The organism is Pseudoalteromonas sp. SS15 (assembly GCF_049257195.1).
Taxonomy (GTDB): Bacteria; Pseudomonadota; Gammaproteobacteria; order Enterobacterales; family Alteromonadaceae; genus Pseudoalteromonas.
In genome coordinates, this window is the sequence record NZ_JBMMUD010000001.1 from 692,331 (window position 1) to 710,719 (window position 18,389).

19 protein-coding genes are annotated in these 18,389 nt (G+C 40.5%); 2 read left to right on the top strand and 17 right to left on the bottom strand.

All coding sequences use genetic code 11. The features are described 5' to 3' along the window. Positions 1 to 82: 82 nt before the first annotated feature. From AAEU28_RS03030 to AAEU28_RS03060, 7 genes are all read right to left on the bottom strand, one after another. Positions 83 to 409: a YbaB/EbfC family nucleoid-associated protein gene (locus AAEU28_RS03030; protein WP_058030182.1), complete on the bottom strand. Its 327-nt coding sequence runs from the start codon at positions 407 to 409 to the stop codon at positions 83 to 85. Positions 410 to 466: 57 nt separating this feature from the next. Next, complete coding sequence (gene dnaX / locus AAEU28_RS03035) at positions 467 to 2,851, bottom strand: DNA polymerase III subunit gamma/tau (protein WP_421962889.1); 2,385 nt, start codon at positions 2,849 to 2,851, stop codon at positions 467 to 469. Position 2,852: 1 nt separating this feature from the next. Next, on the bottom strand, positions 2,853 to 3,398 hold the full coding sequence (gene apt / locus AAEU28_RS03040) for an adenine phosphoribosyltransferase (protein WP_058030184.1): 546 nt from the start codon (positions 3,396 to 3,398) through the stop codon (positions 2,853 to 2,855). A 171-nt stretch (positions 3,399 to 3,569) separates the two neighbouring features. After that, positions 3,570 to 3,692: a hypothetical protein gene (locus AAEU28_RS03045; RefSeq protein ID WP_276320054.1), complete on the bottom strand. Its 123-nt coding sequence runs from the start codon at positions 3,690 to 3,692 to the stop codon at positions 3,570 to 3,572. 110 nt (positions 3,693 to 3,802) lie between these two features. Beyond that, a complete protein-coding gene (locus tag AAEU28_RS03050) occupies positions 3,803 to 4,540 on the bottom strand; it encodes a DNA-binding domain-containing protein (RefSeq protein WP_421962890.1) in 738 nt (245 codons plus the stop codon). Further along, complete coding sequence (locus AAEU28_RS03055; protein ID WP_421963092.1) at positions 4,540 to 5,361, bottom strand: DUF692 domain-containing protein; 822 nt, start codon at positions 5,359 to 5,361, stop codon at positions 4,540 to 4,542. Before AAEU28_RS03055 ends, AAEU28_RS03050 begins: the two co-directional genes overlap by 1 nt. Positions 5,362 to 5,727: 366 nt before the next feature. Further along, positions 5,728 to 6,273 (bottom strand): hypothetical protein, encoded by a 546-nt coding sequence (locus AAEU28_RS03060; RefSeq protein WP_404390275.1) that lies wholly within the window; start codon positions 6,271 to 6,273, stop codon positions 5,728 to 5,730. A gap of 152 nt (positions 6,274 to 6,425) precedes the next feature. Between AAEU28_RS03060 and AAEU28_RS03065 the strand changes: the two genes are divergently transcribed. Together AAEU28_RS03065 and AAEU28_RS03070 are read left to right on the top strand one after the other, a co-directional pair. Continuing rightward, a complete protein-coding gene (locus AAEU28_RS03065) occupies positions 6,426 to 7,412 on the top strand; it encodes a tRNA-dihydrouridine synthase (protein WP_421962891.1) in 987 nt (328 codons plus the stop codon). Between the two features lie 34 nt (positions 7,413 to 7,446). Next, positions 7,447 to 7,815 carry a conjugal transfer protein TraR gene (locus tag AAEU28_RS03070; protein ID WP_421962892.1) on the top strand — a complete coding sequence of 123 codons (369 nt, stop codon included), beginning with the start codon at positions 7,447 to 7,449 and terminating at the stop codon, positions 7,813 to 7,815. 56 nt (positions 7,816 to 7,871) lie between these two features. Here AAEU28_RS03070 and AAEU28_RS03075 read toward each other — a convergent pair whose 3' ends face one another. The 10 genes from AAEU28_RS03075 to AAEU28_RS03120 all read right to left on the bottom strand — a co-directional run bounded on the left by AAEU28_RS03075 (position 7,872) and on the right by AAEU28_RS03120 (position 18,290). Next, positions 7,872 to 8,834 carry a hypothetical protein gene (locus AAEU28_RS03075; protein WP_421962893.1) on the bottom strand — a complete coding sequence of 321 codons (963 nt, stop codon included), beginning with the start codon at positions 8,832 to 8,834 and terminating at the stop codon, positions 7,872 to 7,874. A gap of 44 nt (positions 8,835 to 8,878) precedes the next feature. Further along, positions 8,879 to 10,132 (bottom strand): hypothetical protein, encoded by a 1,254-nt coding sequence (locus tag AAEU28_RS03080; protein WP_421962894.1) that lies wholly within the window; start codon positions 10,130 to 10,132, stop codon positions 8,879 to 8,881. A 14-nt stretch (positions 10,133 to 10,146) separates the two neighbouring features. Further along, positions 10,147 to 10,761, bottom strand: a complete 615-nt coding sequence (locus AAEU28_RS03085) for an energy transducer TonB (RefSeq protein ID WP_421962895.1) — start codon at positions 10,759 to 10,761, stop codon at positions 10,147 to 10,149. Next, entirely contained in the window at positions 10,761 to 11,165 is a 405-nt protein-coding gene (locus AAEU28_RS03090) for an ExbD/TolR family protein (RefSeq protein WP_058030192.1), read from the bottom strand. Before AAEU28_RS03090 ends, AAEU28_RS03085 begins: the two co-directional genes overlap by 1 nt. Before the next feature lie 14 nt (positions 11,166 to 11,179). Next, the gene (locus tag AAEU28_RS03095) at positions 11,180 to 11,704 is read right to left on the bottom strand and encodes a MotA/TolQ/ExbB proton channel family protein (protein WP_421962896.1); all 525 of its coding nucleotides are present in this window, start codon (positions 11,702 to 11,704) and stop codon (positions 11,180 to 11,182) included. Further along, the gene (locus tag AAEU28_RS03100; RefSeq protein WP_138480866.1) at positions 11,704 to 13,068 is read right to left on the bottom strand and encodes a MotA/TolQ/ExbB proton channel family protein; all 1,365 of its coding nucleotides are present in this window, start codon (positions 13,066 to 13,068) and stop codon (positions 11,704 to 11,706) included. Before AAEU28_RS03100 ends, AAEU28_RS03095 begins: the two co-directional genes overlap by 1 nt. 6 nt (positions 13,069 to 13,074) lie before the next feature. Further along, the gene (locus AAEU28_RS03105) at positions 13,075 to 13,845 is read right to left on the bottom strand and encodes a DUF3450 domain-containing protein (protein ID WP_058030195.1); all 771 of its coding nucleotides are present in this window, start codon (positions 13,843 to 13,845) and stop codon (positions 13,075 to 13,077) included. Between the two features lie 403 nt (positions 13,846 to 14,248). Further along, on the bottom strand, positions 14,249 to 14,884 hold the full coding sequence (locus AAEU28_RS03110; protein WP_421962897.1) for a CatA-like O-acetyltransferase: 636 nt from the start codon (positions 14,882 to 14,884) through the stop codon (positions 14,249 to 14,251). A gap of 63 nt (positions 14,885 to 14,947) precedes the next feature. Then, positions 14,948 to 15,988: a Leu/Phe/Val dehydrogenase gene (locus AAEU28_RS03115; protein WP_421962898.1), complete on the bottom strand. Its 1,041-nt coding sequence runs from the start codon at positions 15,986 to 15,988 to the stop codon at positions 14,948 to 14,950. 334 nt (positions 15,989 to 16,322) lie between these two features. Next, complete coding sequence (locus AAEU28_RS03120) at positions 16,323 to 18,290, bottom strand: BCCT family transporter (RefSeq protein ID WP_421962899.1); 1,968 nt, start codon at positions 18,288 to 18,290, stop codon at positions 16,323 to 16,325. Positions 18,291 to 18,389: the final 99 nt, after the last annotated feature.

Consider the following 18,389-nt stretch of genomic DNA (forward strand, 5'->3'; position numbering starts at 1 on the left):
TTATTTTTGTCTGCCCAAATAAACTTCAGACAAAAAAATAGCGCCTAAAAGCGCTATTTTAATATATTTCATGCTGTCTAAATTAGAACGGCATTTTGAAGCCTGGTGGCATCTGCATACCGCCAGTAACATCAGACATACGTTTAGCTGACTCTTCACCTACACGACGAACAGCATCGTTCACAGCCGCAGCTAAAAGGTCTTCAATCATATCTTTGTCGTCTTCCATTAAGCTTTCGTCAATTTCAACGCGCTTAACGTTGTGGCTACCTAGCATAGTTACTTTCACTAAGCCTGCACCTGCTTCGCCTGTTACTTCTAGGCTTTTGATCTCTTCTTGGGCTTTTTCCATGCGCTCTTGCATCTGCTGAGCTTGCTTCATGATATTGCCCATTCCACCTTTAAACATAATACGCTCTCTTACATATATTTTATTTGGCTAAAAGATAAGGTCTATTGTACTCGATTACAATGCCTGTATGGTATTTTCATCGACCTCGGCACTAAATTGCTCGATAAGTTGTAATACAATAGGATCTTGATTAATTGTTTCTATCGCTTGTTGATGCCTATGCGCATCTATTTTTTGTTGAATTAGATACGGTGAGTCTATTACCCCTTCTGCAAATTCAACGATAAGTTCAACCTCAGAGCCGTACATATCATTCAATGCAGCTTGAAGTTTTTGTCTTAAAATAGCACTGTCTAAATGACGCTGACTGATATCAACTTGAATGTTGGCTTGATTATTCTCATAGTGGTAAATCGAATGCAACGCGAATTGACGCATACGACCACCCAGAGCCATTTTCTCAATCAACTTAGCCCAGTCATCTTGCTGATGGGCAAAACGAATTTCACTGATTGGGCTGGCAAACCCTTCAGGTACTGGCACAGCTTCTTCTTTAGGCGCTTCTTGCGCTTGCGAGGTTTGCGGTGCAATTTGCTCTAACAACTCAGGCGCCAGTTTGCTTTCGTCCGCTTTATGCCGTTCGCTAAATGGGACTGGTTTTTTCTTCGGTGTTACTGGCGCCACATTTGAGTCTGGCGCGTTTTGCGCCTCAGACTTTTTTGGCTCATCTCCTTGAGCTGATAATAACTGCCCTGCCCCTGAGATATTTCGATTCTGCAAAATGCGAGCGATGGCAGATTGTGCTTGCCCTTGTTGAGCTTGTAAGCGTGAAGAAGCGGACTCTGAATTTTGAGAGCTAGCGTCTTGCTGCACTTCTTGTGTAGCCTGAGGCTCATAAGCGGGCATATAGCCTTGCTCTTGCGCATCTTGCATCACTTGCTCATATTGCGCGGCCAGTTCTTGCTCTTGAGGCTCTGGCGCATATTCTTGTTGTGCTGGTGCATGTAAATTTTGTTGAGCTTGCTGATTAAACGCATTGCTTTCAACATTCAGTTGATTGTGTAGTTGCTCAATAGAATGCTCTTGTGAACTTTGTGCTACAGGTTGAGTTAACTCTGAAGACTGTTCAGTAACACTATGTTCGACCACCGACTGCTGGCTAGGTTCGGCCTGAATAGGCTGAACTTGGACAGGTTCTGATTCAATCTGAGGCGTTGCTGATTTTACAGGCATCTCAGGTATAGCATGAGGTTGCTGAGTGGTATTCCCACCTGCTGACGCATTATTTTGCTTTAAGCGAGCGCGAATGTCTTGCAAACCTTGTCTTGGTGACGCTGTAGGTGCAGGCTGAGCTTGAACCGAGTTGTTTGATGCAGAGCCAGTTTGGGCACTAGACGCGGCAGAAGGTTGACTATCTGCATGCTCAAATGCAATTAAACGCAGCAACACCATCTCAAAGCCAAGTTTTTGCTCTGGCGCCCACTGAAGATCTTTTTTACCATTTAACAGCAGTTGATAAAACAGCTGTACTTGCTGGGGGTTAATCTGTTCACTCAGCGTTGCAATATCGGATTCTGAAAATACCGAAATTTTTGCTGCCTGTGGCACCAATTGCGTGAGCTGAATGGCGTGTAGAAGTGCAATTAAATCGTCTAATACGGCAAGATAATTACCATTTTTAACTGCTATCTGTGCGACTTCATCCAACACTGCCGGTGCATCTTGGCAAAGTACTGAAGCCAAAATACTCACAGCATGACTAACATCCATCAGGCCAAGCATATCTTGAACTGCAGCTAAAGTAAGCTGAGCATTGGTTTGCGCTATGGCTTGATCAGTCAAACTCAACGCATCACGCATACTGCCATCAGCAGCTTTCGCCAGTGCTTTTAGGGCTGGTTCTTCAAACTGAATTTGCTCTTGCGGCAGAATATAAATCAGCTGCGATACAATTTGCGATTGCGACATCGCATTCAAATTAAACTGTAAGCAACGTGACAAAATAGTAATGGGTAGCTTTTGTGGATCTGTTGTCGCCAATAAGAATTTTACATGCTCTGGCGGCTCTTCGAGTGTTTTTAAAAGCGCGTTAAAACTGTGCTTTGACAACATGTGCACTTCATCGATGAGGTACACTTTATAGCGACCGCGAGTCGGCGCATATTGAACGTTGTCTAGGATCTCTCGCGTATCTTCAACTTTCGTTCTTGAAGCAGCATCGATTTCTATTAAATCAATAAATTTACCCGCTTCTATATCTAAACAGCTTTGGCACTGTCCACAAGGGTTTGAAGTGATCCCTTCATCGCAGTTTAGACTTTTTGCGAATATGCGGGCGATGGTGGTTTTACCAACGCCCCGAGTCCCAGTGAAAAGATAAGCGTGGTGCAACCTTTGCTCATTGAGGGCATTTACGAGCGCCTGTTTGACATGCTCTTGGCCGACAAGTTGGTGAAAGGTTTGCGGACGCCACTTCCGTGCTAGGACTTGATAACTCATATTATTCGCCTTCGAACTCAACTAACTTAAGAATATTAATACCTAAGTCTGCAACACGTTGCTCACCACCTAGTTCAGGTAACGATACAACAAAAGCTGCGTCTGTTGCATTACCACCAAGCTTTTGCACAAGCTTAGCTGTTGCTTCAATCGTGCCACCTGTTGCAAGTAAGTCGTCAACTAACAATACTTTGTCACCTTCAACAATTGCATCAGTGTGTAACTCAAGCACGTCTTCGCCATACTCTAACTGGTAAGACTGGCTTATCACTTCACGAGGTAATTTACCTGGCTTGCGCACTGGAATAAAAGGAATACCTAGCGCATACGATAAAGGTGCGCCAAAAATGAAACCGCGCGACTCTGTACCAATAATTTTAGTGAAGCCTTGATCTTTGTATGCTGCAATGAATGCATCAATCGTTTCTTTAAACGCTTTTGGATCAGCAAGTAAAGTGGTTACGTCACGGAACATAATACCTTCTTTAGGGTAGTTAGGTACCGTAGCAATACTGTCTTTGATCAGCGTGAGATTAGCTTGTGTCATAATGAAGCTTTCTATTTTGTAAAGAAAGTGATTATAACAAGAATGAGAAAAGTTGAAACTTTGAGAAATCACAAAGCCAAGTTTTTAGCTTGTTTGCGCAATAAAACGACAAAAGGCTACATAAAGTAGCCTTCTATAGTAAAGACAAAATGTCTTTTGTTTCTTTGATGATTAAGCTGCAAAAGCCGTTGCTAAACCAAGAATTGCATTTAGACAGCCAATACCTACAAAAACAGCTAAGAAGGCAATGAAGTATTTAGCGTTGAACGGATCTTTAAAATCACCCTTTGACATAGTACACCTATAAATTTTTAAGCACGAAAAAACGGCGTTCATAATAGACGATCCGAGCTATGCGTTAAAGTAAGAAGTGCAAAAAATCGCTAAGCTGGTTACACAGAAGGTTATTTGGTGACTACAACACCCAACTCTGCCAAAGCGTTTAGTGTTTGTGTTGCACCACCTATTAGCTGCTCCTCACTAAATTGTGGAATAATTTCAACCACTTTTGACACAAGCTCTAACAAGTTAATACCTGGATTATTATCTAGTTGCTCTAACAAAATCGCGGTCATAGGGTTTGAAGCGATGAAGCCTACATCATCCTCTTCGTCACGATACACGACAAAATAATGGGGTTGTTCACTGGGCTCAGTTGGTTGAAAGTCTTCACTAATTTGATGAACTGGGTATTGATAAGACAGGTTACGCGCGGTATTTGACAGATACAAAGGCTGATTATCTAAGTTTATAAGCTGTTTTTGCATTTCATCTTCAAAACAAACTGACACATCCAACTCAACCCACTCATAATGTGCAAGCTCTAACATAAATATGGGGTCACTTTCTTGCATAACATATTCATGCTGCAGAAAAGCTAAAAACTCAGCACTAATGTCCAAAAAATACGGAGATGAGCAATCATGGCTAATGAAAAAGGTGCGAACAAGTGTCTGCCAATGTGATTCACAATATAAGCTTTTAAGAACCGGAAAGGCTGAGCTGACAAACCCTTCGACGTTGTTAAAAAACAACTCTTTATAAACTGTCATTCTTTCTTCAGTTACATCATGAGGTTTTTTGACATTTTCAGGATCTCTAATATGAGCCATAAATGCATTTTGAACATCGATGAATGACACTAGGCAACTCCTTTACTTTTAGCTAAAAACTCAGACTGAAGTTTTTTAACTATGTCTACTTCGCTCAGCAATTCTGGCATGCTCGGAATATTAAAGTCACGTTCGAGTAAAGTAGGAAACAAACCGTGATAATCATAGGCTTTTGAGAGTAAATCCCAAACTGGGTCACATACATCCGCACCATGTGTATCAACTAGCAGAGAAGTACTTTCTTCATAATGCCCTGCGACATGACCATACACAATACGCTCACTTGGCATGGCATGTAAAAACTCGATTGCATCGTAACCGTGGTTGACACTGTTTACATAAATATTATTTACATCGAGTAGTAAGTCACAATCAGCTTGCTTTAAAACTTCTAGCGTAAATGCTTGCTCTGACATTTCTTGACCAGGCGCGGCATAGTAAGAAACATTTTCGACAGCGATCCGCTGCTCTAAAATATCTTGTACTTGCTTTATTCGATCAGCAACGTGTTTAATTGCGTCTTCAGTAAATGGGATCGGCATCAGATCATACATATGGCCTGTACCCGAGCAGTAGCTCAAGTGCTCACTGTAGAGTTTTATATTGTGAGTTTTAAAGAAACTTTTAAGTGACTTCACAAATTCAATATCAAGTGGCTCAGGTGAACCTAATGACAGCGATAACCCATGGCAAATAAAGGTATGTTTTTCGGTAAGTTGTTTAAACTGCTTACCAAATTTCCCGCCCATTTTCAGCCAATTTTCGGGGGCAACCTCTAGAAAATCAACTTGACTCGGTGGCGACTCAATAAAGTCATCCAACATTTCACGTCTGAGGCCTAGACCGACCATGCCTATGTCATTAGCTACCATATTAATACCTTAGAATTTATGGCTTGTATTTAACCTGAGTTCTGGATAATAAATCTATCTCCAGCGGCTACTTTCAACGTTAACTGCGTTGAATTTTTTTGCAATAGACTAGCTATTGACGCATAAATTCGCCTTACCTACATGGATGTAGGTACCTTGGCGATAGCAGGACGCGTGAGCGGTGTTATCGCTAAAAGTTTCCGCCTGCAGACTTGAAAAGCGTTTATCATCACAATATCAATAAGTTAGTAAATCTCTTACCCAAAACTCAGGTTATTATAATAAGAGGAAATTTTGCAAAGAAGTTTGAGGCAGATAATCTGCCTCAAAGAAGAACACTAAGAATTAGTGAGCGCCACCACATTTACCTTCGCCACACTTACCTTCTTTTTTAGCTTTGCCGCCACATTTACCTTCACCGCACTTGCCTTCTTTTTTAGCTTTACCGCCACATTTACCTTCGCCGCACTTGCCTTCTTTTTTAGCCTTGCCGCCACATTTGCCTTCGCCGCACTTGCCTTCTTTTTTAGCCTTGCCACCACATTTACCTTCGCCGCACTTGCCTTCTTTTTTAGCTTTGCCGCCACATTTGCCTTCGCCGCACTTGCCTTCTTTTTTAGCCTTGCCGCCACATTTACCTTCGCCGCACTTGCCTTCTTTCTTAGCTTTGCCGCCACATTTACCTTCGCCGCACTTGCCTTCTTTTTCAGCTTTACCACCACATTTGCCTTCACCGCACTTGCCTTCTGCAGCATCTAATTGATAACCAGAAGACATGGTAGTAAATGCAAATGGGTTAGCATTTACTTCTGCTGATGCAGTTAAACTCGCAGTACCAACAACAACGGCACCTAACGTAGCAGCGATTGATTTTGTTTTTAAATTTTTCATACTCGACCCTTTGGGATATTTCGTTCAATTCAATTAGTAGACCCTACTATAAAAAAGAATATTTCATTAAATCTAAAAAAATTCAATTTTAACTTAGCAACACTCTTCCTCTCGTTTAAAATAAGCGCCCTTTAAGTAGTATAGAGCAAGTTATGAAATTGATTTTGGCACCAATGGAAGGCGTTGTAGATTTTAAAATGCGCCAACTTTTAACCAACCTTGGTGGCTTTGATTTATGTGTAACTGAGTTTATTCGCGTTGTCGATCTCACTTTTCCACGCAGAGTGTTTATCAAAACTTGCCCTGAACTATTAAATAATGGCTATACCGAGTCTGGCACCCCTGTCCGCATTCAGCTTCTGGGTCAAGTTCCCCATGCGCTTGCTGCAAATGCGCGTAAAGCCGTCATGCTTGGCTCACATGGCATCGACCTTAATTTTGGCTGCCCTGCAAAAACGGTTAATAAAAGTAAAGGCGGTGCAGTTCTATTAAAAGAACCTGAATTGATGTACCAAATTATCAAGGCGGTAAGAGAAGCTGTGCCTGCAGAACACGAGGTTAGTGCAAAAATACGTTTGGGCTTTGATGATGACAGTAATACTGCCGAAATTGTTGATGCTGTTCAAAGTGCGGGCGCTTCAAGCTTGGCAATTCATGCTAGAACCAAGCGAGATGGCTATAAGCCGCCTGCTTACTGGGAGAAAATAAAACCTCTACTTGAGCGAGTAACCATGCCCATCGTCGCAAACGGCGAGATTTGGCAAGTCGAAGACGCATATCGCTGTCAAGAGCGCAGTGGTTGCTCAGATCTCATGCTTGGCCGCGGTGCATTAGCTACACCAGACTTAGCTGCAAAAATTAAAGCACATAGAGAAAATAAGCCTTACACGCCTTTATCTTGGGAAAATGTGATTTACCATATTTTGCATTCGTCTATGCACCAAGATCCTTCTTTAAGTGAAAAATACTTTTCATCAAGAACCAAACAATGGCTCGGCTATCTTAAGCTTCAGTATCCACAAGCCAATGATCTTTTTGACGAAATTAGAAAGCTGAAGAATAAAGACGAAGTTGTCTCTGTGCTAGAGAAATATGCAAAGTGTCCTAGCATTGATTCAAATCATAACGAATTCGCCTAGAAGTACCATAATGATTGCTCATAGGAGAGCGATCATGAATGCAAATCAAACTAAAGACTTTCAAAGCAAGCTAAAAATTGAATTAGACTCTGTTCGATGTGAGTTTTTAAATGAGCTTAAAGACGCACAACATGAGTTTACTGGCGAATTAGCTTCAATGTTAGAAAACTCAACACCAGGAGAGTGGATTGACTTAGCGGTCACTAAAATTAACCCAAATCAGTTTCCCCGCTTTCAGCGGCTTATGGAACTAGAAGCTGCTTTATGCCAAATAGATATTGGCCAATTTGGTTATTGCTGTGATTGTGAGACAAAACTTGACCTTCTGGAGCTTTCAAAAGATCCGGCTAAACAACGCTGCCCGGCTTGTGAAGAGAAAAAGCGAAAAAAAGCACACAACTGATTGAAAAGGCCTTAGTAAGAAAAGGCCTTTTTATTATCTATCACTCACAGTTACATCTAAAAATAAATTCTAGCTAAAGATAAAACAGCTGCGGGTTTCATGACGATATAACCTAAGAACTCCATTGCTTGTTCTGGTTGCAGTGATAACTTTTGATTTAATACCACCATGGCCTGTTGTTCTGACCAAGCCTGAAAGTGAATGCCCAAATCTACCTCAGCCAATACTAATATTAACTGTTTATAGGCTACTAGCTTCTGTTTTTCACACTGCTCGAAAGTCGCGTGTAAGTTAACAAACGCATGCTGCCAGTTTAAACCTGTTACGATAGAACAATGCTTTTTTGCAATCTCGACTAAACTTAATGCTTCTAAATCGTTTTCATGATTATCATACTCATTTGTTAAAGCTTGAATATTGGCTAAAACAACCTGAGGGTTTTCTACATTACCTAAATAGTGATTCACTTTGCTTTGATACCACTCTTTACCGTTAGGTAGTTGGTAAATGCCTAAACGGCTTCTTGGCTTGTATGTCTTAAAATAGTCAGTTAGATCAGTTAATGATTCAGATTCAGAATACGCTTTTATTTTTTTCAGTTCATACCTGTTATAAAGTATCTTGCTTTGTTTAGCATCCTCTAACCTTGCCAGAACTAGGTTTTGCCATTTCTGTCTTTGTGCTTCATTGAGATTTTTTGCCACATTAATGGCCGCTGGCCAGGGTAAATATCTCTCTGGATAACGTTCTTGAATTATCAAATATTGCAGTTCATTCACTTGATACTCATTAAGTAACTTGAGGTCAGCCGAATTTAAAGCTGTATGCCTTTGCTTTAAATAAACTTCACTGAATGGTAAAACTTCAGACAGTTCACCTTCACTCTTGGAAAATAAAACAGCATTGATATTTTTAAGTTGTGATTGCACTTCTTCAAAAGAACTAAGTCTCTGCTGCTCTGAACACGCGGATAACACAATCAGAATGGGGAGTATTATTAAATAAAGTTTATTTTTCACCTTCACTTCCAACTATAAAAAAAGCCCCTTTCGGGGCTTTCTATTTATAAGCTTATGCCTTTACGTTGTGCTTTGTCCTTAATGAACGTTGCCCAACCTCTAGCAAACTTACGAGTACGTGGATCTTCTTGTGCTTTGACAATTGCTCTATAAGCTTGCTTATACTTCTCTTGGTATAAGTAAGCTTCAGCTAAGTCAGAATAAGTCGAACCTTTCTTGTCAGTACCTAACTCAAGCGCTTTATTTAAACGCTCAACTGCAGCACTGTACTTTTGCTCAGTAAGTAATAAGTTACCTGCCTTTCTAAAAAGATCTGCGTCGTCATCAAACTTAGCTGCTTCTTCATAGTATTTAGCGGCAGTTACAAGATGCTTCGCTTGGTGGAAGTAACTTGCAACAGCTGTAACGTTTTGCTTAGTACGCTTAACTTTGTCTTCCTTTAAAGCTTTTTCCATAACAATGGCTGCTTTGTAAGGAATATCGTTTAGCGAGTAATAGCTGCTTAAAATTTTGTAGTGGTTCTCTTTCTCGAAATAGCCTTTTCTGTAAGCTACTTCCATAATTGTCTGACCTTTAGTGAACTGCTCGGTAGACATGTAGAAAGAACCTAAACGAGTCCAGTTTTGTTTGTCATCAGGGAACAACTTAACTAGAGTCTCACCAACTTCTACAACCTTATTAAACTGCTTAAGTTCAAAGTATGAACCGACCTTCAGCATGAAGTAATTTTTATTTGGCTCTTTTGCCAATTTAATTGCTTTGTCTGCTGGTTCGATAACCTTTGCGAACTGCTTTAACTCAAAATAAGCCTGAGCAATTTTCGCATATACTTTGTCGTCTTCCTCACCAGTAAAGTCCATCCAGTCATTGTAGGCTTTAACACCTTCAACATACTTTTGCTGGCCAAAGTAAAGATCTGCAACAAATTTAAGAGTATCTGCTTGGTCTTTGAAGTTTAAAACATCTTTTTCTACAGCGCGCTTAACGAAATCTAGTGCCTTAGTATAATCTTCTTTTTGAGCATAGAAGTTACCTAAGTATCTATCTACAGTTGCTTTATCGAAATCATTAGACGGGTCTAACTCTTCCATTAAAGCAATTGCTTCATCAAGTTGGTCGTTATTGTAAAGTTCAAATGCTTTAACAACTTTCTTACCAGTACGCTCACCCATGATCTTTGTCTTAGCTTTTTTACGCGCTTCGATTTTAGCTGGGTCAGGTGCAGCAACAGCGTTGCTGCATACACCTGTAAGCGTCATAAGTAGCGCAAGAGCTGTTGCTTTATGTAATTGCTTCATTTCTTCGCTCCTTATTAATCTTGGTTAAGTTTAAAGTCTAACTGTACAGTAAGACCAGGTTGCTTTTGTGGTTTGCCATCGATGATTTTCGGGCGATATTTCCACTTACGTAATGCTCTCATCGCTTCACGGTTGAAAATACGCTTTGGTTCAGCATCAATAACTTTTACATCTTCAACACCACCAAGCTCATTAATAGTGAATGAAAGTTGTACCCAACCCTCTTTACCATCACGTGCCGCTTGAGTTGGATATTTCGGCTCAATACGTACGATAGGTGTTGCATCACCATCACGACCAAATTCACCAGGCCCACTTAGGCCACCTGCAGTGCCACCAATGTCGATGCTAGGCATGTTAAAGCCAATAGCACCCGGATTTGGGTTAGCATTGTCAGGCTGCGGCGGCTGCGGTTTAGGCGGCTGCTGCGGCGGCGGCGGAGGTGGAGGCGGAACACGTCTGCGCTCTTGAACCTCAGATTCAGGTGGATTCGTCAAAATTTCGACTACAATTTCTTCTTTTTCATTTTCAGCTCTATCTGCTCCGCCAGAGATCAGAAATGCCATAAAATAAAATAAGCCGAAAGTAACTGCCCCACCTGTTACAAGTGAAAACAGAAAACGAATCATTACTTAGCTCCAGCGATTGAGATTTTTAGTTGATCGTCAGTCGCCTTGATTTGGTCCATAACTTTAACAACCACACCATGCTTCGCGCCTTTATCAGCTTGAATAATGATAGTTTCTGTTGGTTGCTCAGCTAGGATGCTCTCAAGGTTTGCACTAACACGCTCAACATCAACTGCGCGCTTATCCATCCAGATTTCACCGTTTTCACGGATAGCGATGAATACGTTCGCATTTTTCTTAGTTTGAGCTTGTGCAGCCTTTGGCTTTTGTACTTCAATACCAGCTTCTTTCACGAAAGAAGTTGTTACGATGAAGAAGATAAGCATGATGAATACGATGTCTAGCATCGGTGTCATGTCTACTGCTGCTTCTTCTTCCTCACGAAAACGTTGTTTACGTGCCATATTAATATCTCTCTTTAGTGATGAGGCAAACTATCTACTAGCTTTTCTTTAGCTATTTTCGCTCTAGCTTCTAAGCGAGTGCTGAAGAATACACCAGATAGTGCCGCAACCATTCCTGCCATTGTTGGTATCGTTGCCATTGAAATACCCGATGCCATTAGACGAGCGTTACCAGTACCTTGAGTAGCCATCGTTTCGAAAACGCTGATCATACCCGTTACAGTACCTAGTAGGCCGATTAATGGACACATGGCTACCAATGTTTTGATAATCAACATGCGCGCTTCTAATTTTTCAGACGCTTCAGAAATCCATGCATCGCGGATTCTGTGTGCGTACCAAGACGTAGTGTCTTGGCGGGCGTCCCACTTCGCTACGATATCCGCTTTCATTTTCGGATACTCGGCGAGTAGGAACCAATAGCGCTCAATCATTAATACCCACATTAGAAAGAGTGCTATCGCGACCACGTATAATACCTGGCCGCCTGTGCCAACAAAATCCCTGATAGATTCCCAAATCTCCATCAGGACTAGCATTAGGCTTTCTCCTTCTCCGCATGCGCAGCAACAATACCTGCACTCTGCTCGTCTAGGATATGTAGAACTGCTTTACTACGACCTGAAACGATTGCGTGTAATAGGATTAGTGGTAGTGCAGCAATCAGACCTAGAGCTGTTGTTACAAGCGCTAGAGAGATGTTACCTGCCATGATCTTCGGATCACCAGTACCGAATAATGTGATTGATTCGAACGTTAAGATCATACCAACTACTGTACCAAGTAGACCTAGTAGCGGTGCGATAGCAGCTAAGATCTTGATGATGTTGATACCAGCTTCGATACGAGGCGTTTCACGTAGAATTGCTTCGTCTAACTTAAGCTCAAGGTTTTCAACGTCTTGGTTTTTGTTGTCATGGTAAACTTTAAGAATACGACCAAGTGGGTTGTTTTCGTTAGGCGTGTTGATGTTCTTAACCTGTGCTTTGATTTTAGCACTAACCATAAGTAGGTCTAGGAAACGAACTAACGCTAGTAACGCACCAATAGCAAGTAATGCAGTGATGATGTAACCAACTGTGTCACCCTGGTGCCAACGTTCTTCAACAGTTGCACGCTGAGTGTTTAGACGTAGGATACCGCCACGCGCAGGGTCAACATAGAACTTAGTGTATGAACCAGCTTGTGTATTTAGAAGGTCAGCAACAGTGTTGAAGATGTGACCATCTGGCTGTTTACCTAGTGGAACGATAGCTTTGTTAGCTGCATCGTATACTACGTAGCCGTCTTTTGTGATTAGGTTGAAGTTACCAACACGAGTAACCTGCTTAGTATTGATTTCACCGCTTAGCTCAGCAACTTGTGCTTCGAAAGTAGATACTTTTGCAGATTCTGTCATTTCAGTTTGGAAAGCAATCCAAAGCTCTTCTAGTTCGCGAGTAGTCGGTAGTTCTTTAGCTGCTGCTAATGAACGAAGAACTTCTGCACGTCCTGGCTTTTCAGCACTTACTAGTGATGCTTCGATTGAACCGATCGCTTCAGAAGCTGAACGACGAACAACACCGAACATCTCACCTAAAGTACCCGTTGCGTTTTGAAGCTCAACTTCTTTTTCCGCAAGTGTGATTTCGTTTTGTTTAAACTGGTTGTTTAAACGCTCACCACGAGCCTTCTCGTTTGCTAAATCACGCTTAGCTTTATTAAGAAGTGCTTGCTTGTCAGCACGAGCAGAAAGGAATTCTTGCTCACGTTGCTTGTTGATTTTACCTTCAGAAATACGGTTTTGTTTAACTTCTTGAAGGATTTTGTCTAGAGTTTCAGTGTTTGCGTGCGCGTTTAGAGCTGCACCAGCTGAAACAGATAGAGCAGCCGCTACTGCAAAACCTTTAAATAATTTCTTCATTATTTATTACTCCGCGCCAAAGATTGGAAGTGCTAGTAGTTCAGGTGCTGCCTGACCACGTGCGATACGGATGAAAGTTTTAACTGGCTTGATGTACTCTTCGCCTAGCTCATCCCACTGTTTTGCGCTGTTGTTCCAAACCCAAGCGTGCTTAAGGTCGAATGATTGAGCAACAAATGCAACACGGCCAATACGTGCGAAGTCAACGTTGATGTTTTTACCGTTGATTTCTAGTGAGCCTTGAGATGCAACCATTGTTGAGCTGTAATCAGTCTCAATTGTGTATGCTTCAAGAACCTGACGGAACTTCTCTGAAGTAGTTACTTTAGAGTTAGAAAGAAGATCACGTAATTTTTCAACACGACCTAAACGAGTTTCAGTGTCAAACGGAACGTCCGCTTTGATGAATTGCTCAAGCGTATCGATCATGCGATACATCAGAGGCACAACGTCCTGTTTAGTTTTCTCAATCGTACCAATCTGACGATTAAGTGACTCGATGCTAGCATTTTGGTCTGCTACCAAACGTGCTACGTGGTCGTTATAAACTTTTAATAATTCTGTTTCATCAACAACACTGCGGTACTCACCGATCATCTCTTGAGTTTGACCATAAATGTTATCAATTTTTTCTTGTGATTTTTTTGCAGCCGTTTGAGTTTGCTGACCTACTTTCTGTATGTCATTCAAAGGATCTGCAATCACGTTGCTGCTTGCGAAAGCTGTTGCACCTAGTAGTGCTGTAGCTACAAGACTCTTTCTGATTTTAACAGACATAGTTCCCAACCAATTAAGTAATGTTACTTTTATAATTTTTTGCTCTTTATAGTAGAGCTACCCTGATATCTTTCTATAGATATCAACTTTCCAATAATGCTAAATGCAAGGCCATGTGTCAACTTCATAGGCAAAACTAATTTTTTGAAAATGGATTAATATTTTTTATATAAAACATAATATTAACATCACAAATCATTCACTGAAGCATTTTGCCTTTGCAAAACGGGCAAAGCACACATTGTTTTTACATTTTGTTACAGGGTAAAAACATCCTGTAACTGAAGTTTTAAAACACCAAGGTTTAATTTTAAACCCATGCTTTTAATGGATTTTTATTAAGTTTTGTTTTTTTGTATTTTTTTTACTTGTGGTAGTGAAAATACACTTAAACAGCTTAGTTTTATGCACAAATTTCTGCGACGACTTGATTAAAAACATCGATGAACTGCGATATATGCAATCCATCCATTAATGCATGATGTACTTCAATTGAAACGGGTAATGTTCCTTGCACTTTTTGATATTGTCCAAAGACGACTTTCGGAATGCCTGAAGCAATGGGGGTATGCTCTGCGTGTTTAAAGCCTGAGAATTTAAACCATGGCAAAATTGAAATATACATTTGCGTTATTTTATCAGCACCTTCAATAAAAGAAGGGTTTAACAATGGTTTATCTAAAAAGGTATGTTTTTGCTGAGTGTAATGTTCACAATATTCTAATAATGAATTTTGTGTTTCTAACGGAACGAATCTAAAACTCTCATCTGAGCGCAAAAATACAGTGCTCAACGTAATACCTGTTACTTCAACAGGTTTATTGTCAACTATTCTATACCTGATTGGTGCATAACGCGCCACCGCTTCTTGTAAGCAATATAAGTAGCTGGCTGTAAAACTCAATTGCTGTGATTTTGCATATTCGAACAATAATTTCACATCAAGGTCAATAACAACATTAAAGTAGGGTTGTGAGAAAGGTAAGAAGAATTTGAAATGCTCGGCTCTCGGCCAAGTGTCGAGATCAATTTTTTTCATAAAAAAAGGGATGTTTGATTACATCCCTCTATTAGACCAATTACATTATTTAAAGCAAAGGAATTATAGACCGTTTGCAATTATTTCTTGTGCTAGTTCATCAGCAATAATATGAGTCGACTTTTGCTCTTCTTCTGAACGCTTGAAGATTTCAGCTAGTGTGTCATAAATGCCTTCCACATGCTTAGTGGCATCTGCTTCATTATAACCAGCCGGCTTAGTTTCATAGTAAACGTTAATAATACCACCAGCATTAATCACATAATCTGGTGCGTATAAGACGCCTTTTTCTCGTAAAATTTCACCATGGCGAGACTCAGCTAACTGATTATTTGCACAACCAGCAATGATTTGTGCTTTTAAACGAGGAATTGTTTCATCATTCACCGTTGCACCTAACGCACACGGCGCGTATACATCAACGCCTAGATCATAAATCTCGTCGATATTCACAGCTGTTGCACCAAAATCATTTACCACTCTGTCCACAGACTCTTGATTGATATCCGTAACGAATAACTGTGCGCCTGCTTCGTGTAAGTATTTACATAATGTGTAAGCTACTGCACCTAGACCTTGAACAGATACTTTAACGCCATTTAAATCTTCATGGCCGTGCTTGTGTTTGAAGGCAGCTTTAATACCAAGGAAAGTACCAAGCGCAGTAAATGGCGAAGGATTACCACTTTTACCTTCTAAGCCCATGACATAATTTGTTTCTTTGTGCATCGTCATTACATCACCAGTTGTGATATTCACATCTTCTGCTGAGTAATAAGTACCGCCTAAACGCTCAAGTTGCTTACCAAATGCTCTAAATAAAGCTTCAGATTTAATTGTTTTCGCATCGCCAATGATCACAGACTTGCCACCACCAAATGGTAAACGAGCAACCGCATTTTTATAAGTCATGCCCTTAGAAAGACGTAATACGTCATAAACAGCATCTTCATCTTTTGCGTAATCCCACATGCGGCAGCCACCCACTGCAGGACCTAACTTTGTGCTATGCACAGCAATAATTGCTTTTAAGCCTGACTCTTTATCAGAGCAAAACACCACTTGTTCATGGTTATCAAATTCAACTTGGTTAAATACAGCCACTTTATAGTTCTCCGAAATTTTTACCCAATAGTCGGGCATAGCGCTGAAACTGCATCGACTCTATCACTATCTTTTTAAATTCTCTATAAATTGAGACAATCCTCCCCTACAATTCTCTTAATAGACAATTTTAATTCAATAAATATAAATTTAACGAAAATTATAGTTAAATTAAAACCAGTAAATATTTGCTTAAGTTAAAAATAGTTACTCAAGCGGCATAAAGAGCTTACGTTAACGTAAAGGTTATGGTAAGTGTAAAATTTTTAATACAAAAAACCGCCATTTGGCGGTTTTTAATTTGATATGCTAAATTCTGATAAGGGCTCAGGTTCTATAAAACAGGCCCTTCATCACGCAGTATATGCAAAAAGTGCATATGCTTTTGATATTGATTGATCACATCATTTATCACAGCAGCTTCAGACCAACCCATAATGTCATAATCCTGACCGCCTTCAAGCAAGTGAACTTCCGCTCGGTAGTAACTTTCACTCCCTTCTTCTTGATCATGACTAAAACTTGGCTGAACGTGCTCTTTTTTATACACGCCGTATATAAAGTCGTGCTCTTCACCGTGGTTCACAACTATAGAAATACTCTTGTCTGAAGTCTTAATTTCTACCTCAATATCATTTAATTCAAACTGTGCTTTTAACGCTTTGAATGCACGTTTTACTTCTTTATTCAAAAACTGATTAATGTCTTTTTTATCTGGCGTTGAAACTATGTTATTGAGTTTTTCTTTCCAATCAGTGGTTTCCTCACCACCCATATTTAACACCGCATGGTGCTGTAAACTTTCACGTTTCGCACTTTCAACTTCGAGAGCCTTTACTAAACCAAAGCATGAAAACAGTAGCACGAGTGAGAAAGGTAATGCGCTAGCAATCGTCATAGTTTGCAAGGCTTCTAACCCCCCAACTAAACTGAGCACAGCTGCAACCACGCCAACACTAATTGCCCAGAATAGTCGCTGCCATACTGGTGTATTGTTTTCACCATTTGAACACAACATGTCTATCACCATAGCTCCTGAGTCACAGGATGTGACAAAGAATATGACGATCATTGCGACTGATAATACCGTCAATATCGTTGACCAAGGGAATTGCTCTAAGAATACAAATAAAGCAACCGAAGAGTTTTCACTCACCATATTTGCGACCTGTTGAGCACCCTGCTCAACTATCATGTAAATCGCACTGTTGCCAAATACGGTCATCCAAAGCAGAGTAAATGCAGTAGGCACTACCATTACACCTAATACGAACTCTCGAATGGTTCTACCTTTTGAAATACGTGCGATAAATAAACCAACAAATGGCGCCCATGCTAACCACCAGCCCCAGTAGAAAATGGTCCAACCTCCAATCCAGCTTTTTTTCTCATAAGCAAACAGGTTAAATGTATTCGAGACAATTTCAGAAAGATATGCGCCAACGTTTTGTACATAGGCTTGTAATAAAAATACACTAGGACCAAGTATGAAGATAAATGCGAGTAAAGCTATCGCCAATAGCATATTGGCTTCTGAGAGTATTTTAATGCCTTTATCTAATCCTGTTGCCACCGACACTGACGCCAATGCAGTGATGACCACCATGATAATGACTTGATTGGTTTGGCTGACGTCAAATTCGAATAAGTAATTAAGCCCGGCATTTACCTGACTTGCACCTAATCCTAAAGAAGTCGCCACGCCAAAAACTGTACTGACAACCGCAAAAATATCGACTAAATGACCTTGCCACCCATAAATCTTATCGCCAATGATTGGATGAAGTGCTGAACGAAGCGTTAGAGGTAATTTATGACGATAGCTAAAGTAAGCCAATACCAAAGCAACTATGGCGTAAATGGCCCAAGCATGAAAACCCCAGTGGAAAAAGGTAATTTTCATGGCTTCTTTGATGGCTTCTAAAGAGCCCTGCTCTGCCGTTGGCGGAGACAAATAGTGCATAATCGGTTCCGCCACGCCAAAAAACATCAAGCCAATTCCCATGCCTGCTGCGAAAAGCATGGAGATCCAGGTGCCTAATGAGTAATCAGGGGTGGCATGGTCAGGCCCTAGTTTTACCGAGCCAAATCGAGATAAGCTAAGATACAATACAAAGCCCAAAATGATTGCAACGGTAAGTACATAAAACCAACTGCCATTTACCGTAATCGCACTTTGAATATCTGCAAATAATGACTTTGCCATATTTGGTGCAGACACAGTGACTATCATCAGTAGCAGGATAACTAGAGAAGCAGGGTAAAACACCGCTTTGTTGAATTTTGCTTGTTGTCCGAGCATGGAACACCTTTTTTCGCTAAAAAAGCTTTCATCTATAAATAAAAATACCAATCTAATTTGCACAATTTAAATTGAAAGAATAAAGAAATAGATAAAAGC

Excerpts from the sequence above, each read along its gene's own strand:
- apt (WP_058030184.1), bottom strand. The coding sequence starts at position 3,398 with ATGACACAAGCTAATCTCACGCTGATCAAAGACAGTATTGCTACGGTA.
- AAEU28_RS03095 (WP_421962896.1), bottom strand. The coding sequence starts at position 11,704 with ATGCTAGTCCTGATGGAGATTTGGGAATCTATCAGGGATTTTGTTGGC.
- AAEU28_RS03080 (WP_421962894.1), bottom strand. The coding sequence starts at position 10,132 with ATGAAGCAATTACATAAAGCAACAGCTCTTGCGCTACTTATGACGCTT.
- AAEU28_RS03100 (WP_138480866.1), bottom strand. The coding sequence starts at position 13,068 with ATGAAGAAATTATTTAAAGGTTTTGCAGTAGCGGCTGCTCTATCTGTT.
- AAEU28_RS03060 (WP_404390275.1), bottom strand. The coding sequence starts at position 6,273 with ATGAAAAATTTAAAAACAAAATCAATCGCTGCTACGTTAGGTGCCGTT.
- AAEU28_RS03045 (WP_276320054.1), bottom strand. The coding sequence starts at position 3,692 with ATGTCAAAGGGTGATTTTAAAGATCCGTTCAACGCTAAATACTTCATT.
- AAEU28_RS03085 (WP_421962895.1), bottom strand. The coding sequence starts at position 10,761 with ATGATTCGTTTTCTGTTTTCACTTGTAACAGGTGGGGCAGTTACTTTC.
- AAEU28_RS03110 (WP_421962897.1), bottom strand. The coding sequence starts at position 14,884 with ATGAAAAAAATTGATCTCGACACTTGGCCGAGAGCCGAGCATTTCAAA.
- AAEU28_RS03030 (WP_058030182.1), bottom strand. The coding sequence starts at position 409 with ATGTTTAAAGGTGGAATGGGCAATATCATGAAGCAAGCTCAGCAGATG.
- dnaX (WP_421962889.1), bottom strand. The coding sequence starts at position 2,851 with ATGAGTTATCAAGTCCTAGCACGGAAGTGGCGTCCGCAAACCTTTCAC.
- AAEU28_RS03120 (WP_421962899.1), bottom strand. The coding sequence starts at position 18,290 with ATGCTCGGACAACAAGCAAAATTCAACAAAGCGGTGTTTTACCCTGCT.
- AAEU28_RS03065 (WP_421962891.1), top strand. The coding sequence starts at position 6,426 with ATGAAATTGATTTTGGCACCAATGGAAGGCGTTGTAGATTTTAAAATG.
- AAEU28_RS03055 (WP_421963092.1), bottom strand. The coding sequence starts at position 5,361 with ATGGTCGGTCTAGGCCTCAGACGTGAAATGTTGGATGACTTTATTGAG.
- AAEU28_RS03105 (WP_058030195.1), bottom strand. The coding sequence starts at position 13,845 with ATGTCTGTTAAAATCAGAAAGAGTCTTGTAGCTACAGCACTACTAGGT.
- AAEU28_RS03070 (WP_421962892.1), top strand. The coding sequence starts at position 7,447 with ATGAATGCAAATCAAACTAAAGACTTTCAAAGCAAGCTAAAAATTGAA.
- AAEU28_RS03090 (WP_058030192.1), bottom strand. The coding sequence starts at position 11,165 with ATGGCACGTAAACAACGTTTTCGTGAGGAAGAAGAAGCAGCAGTAGAC.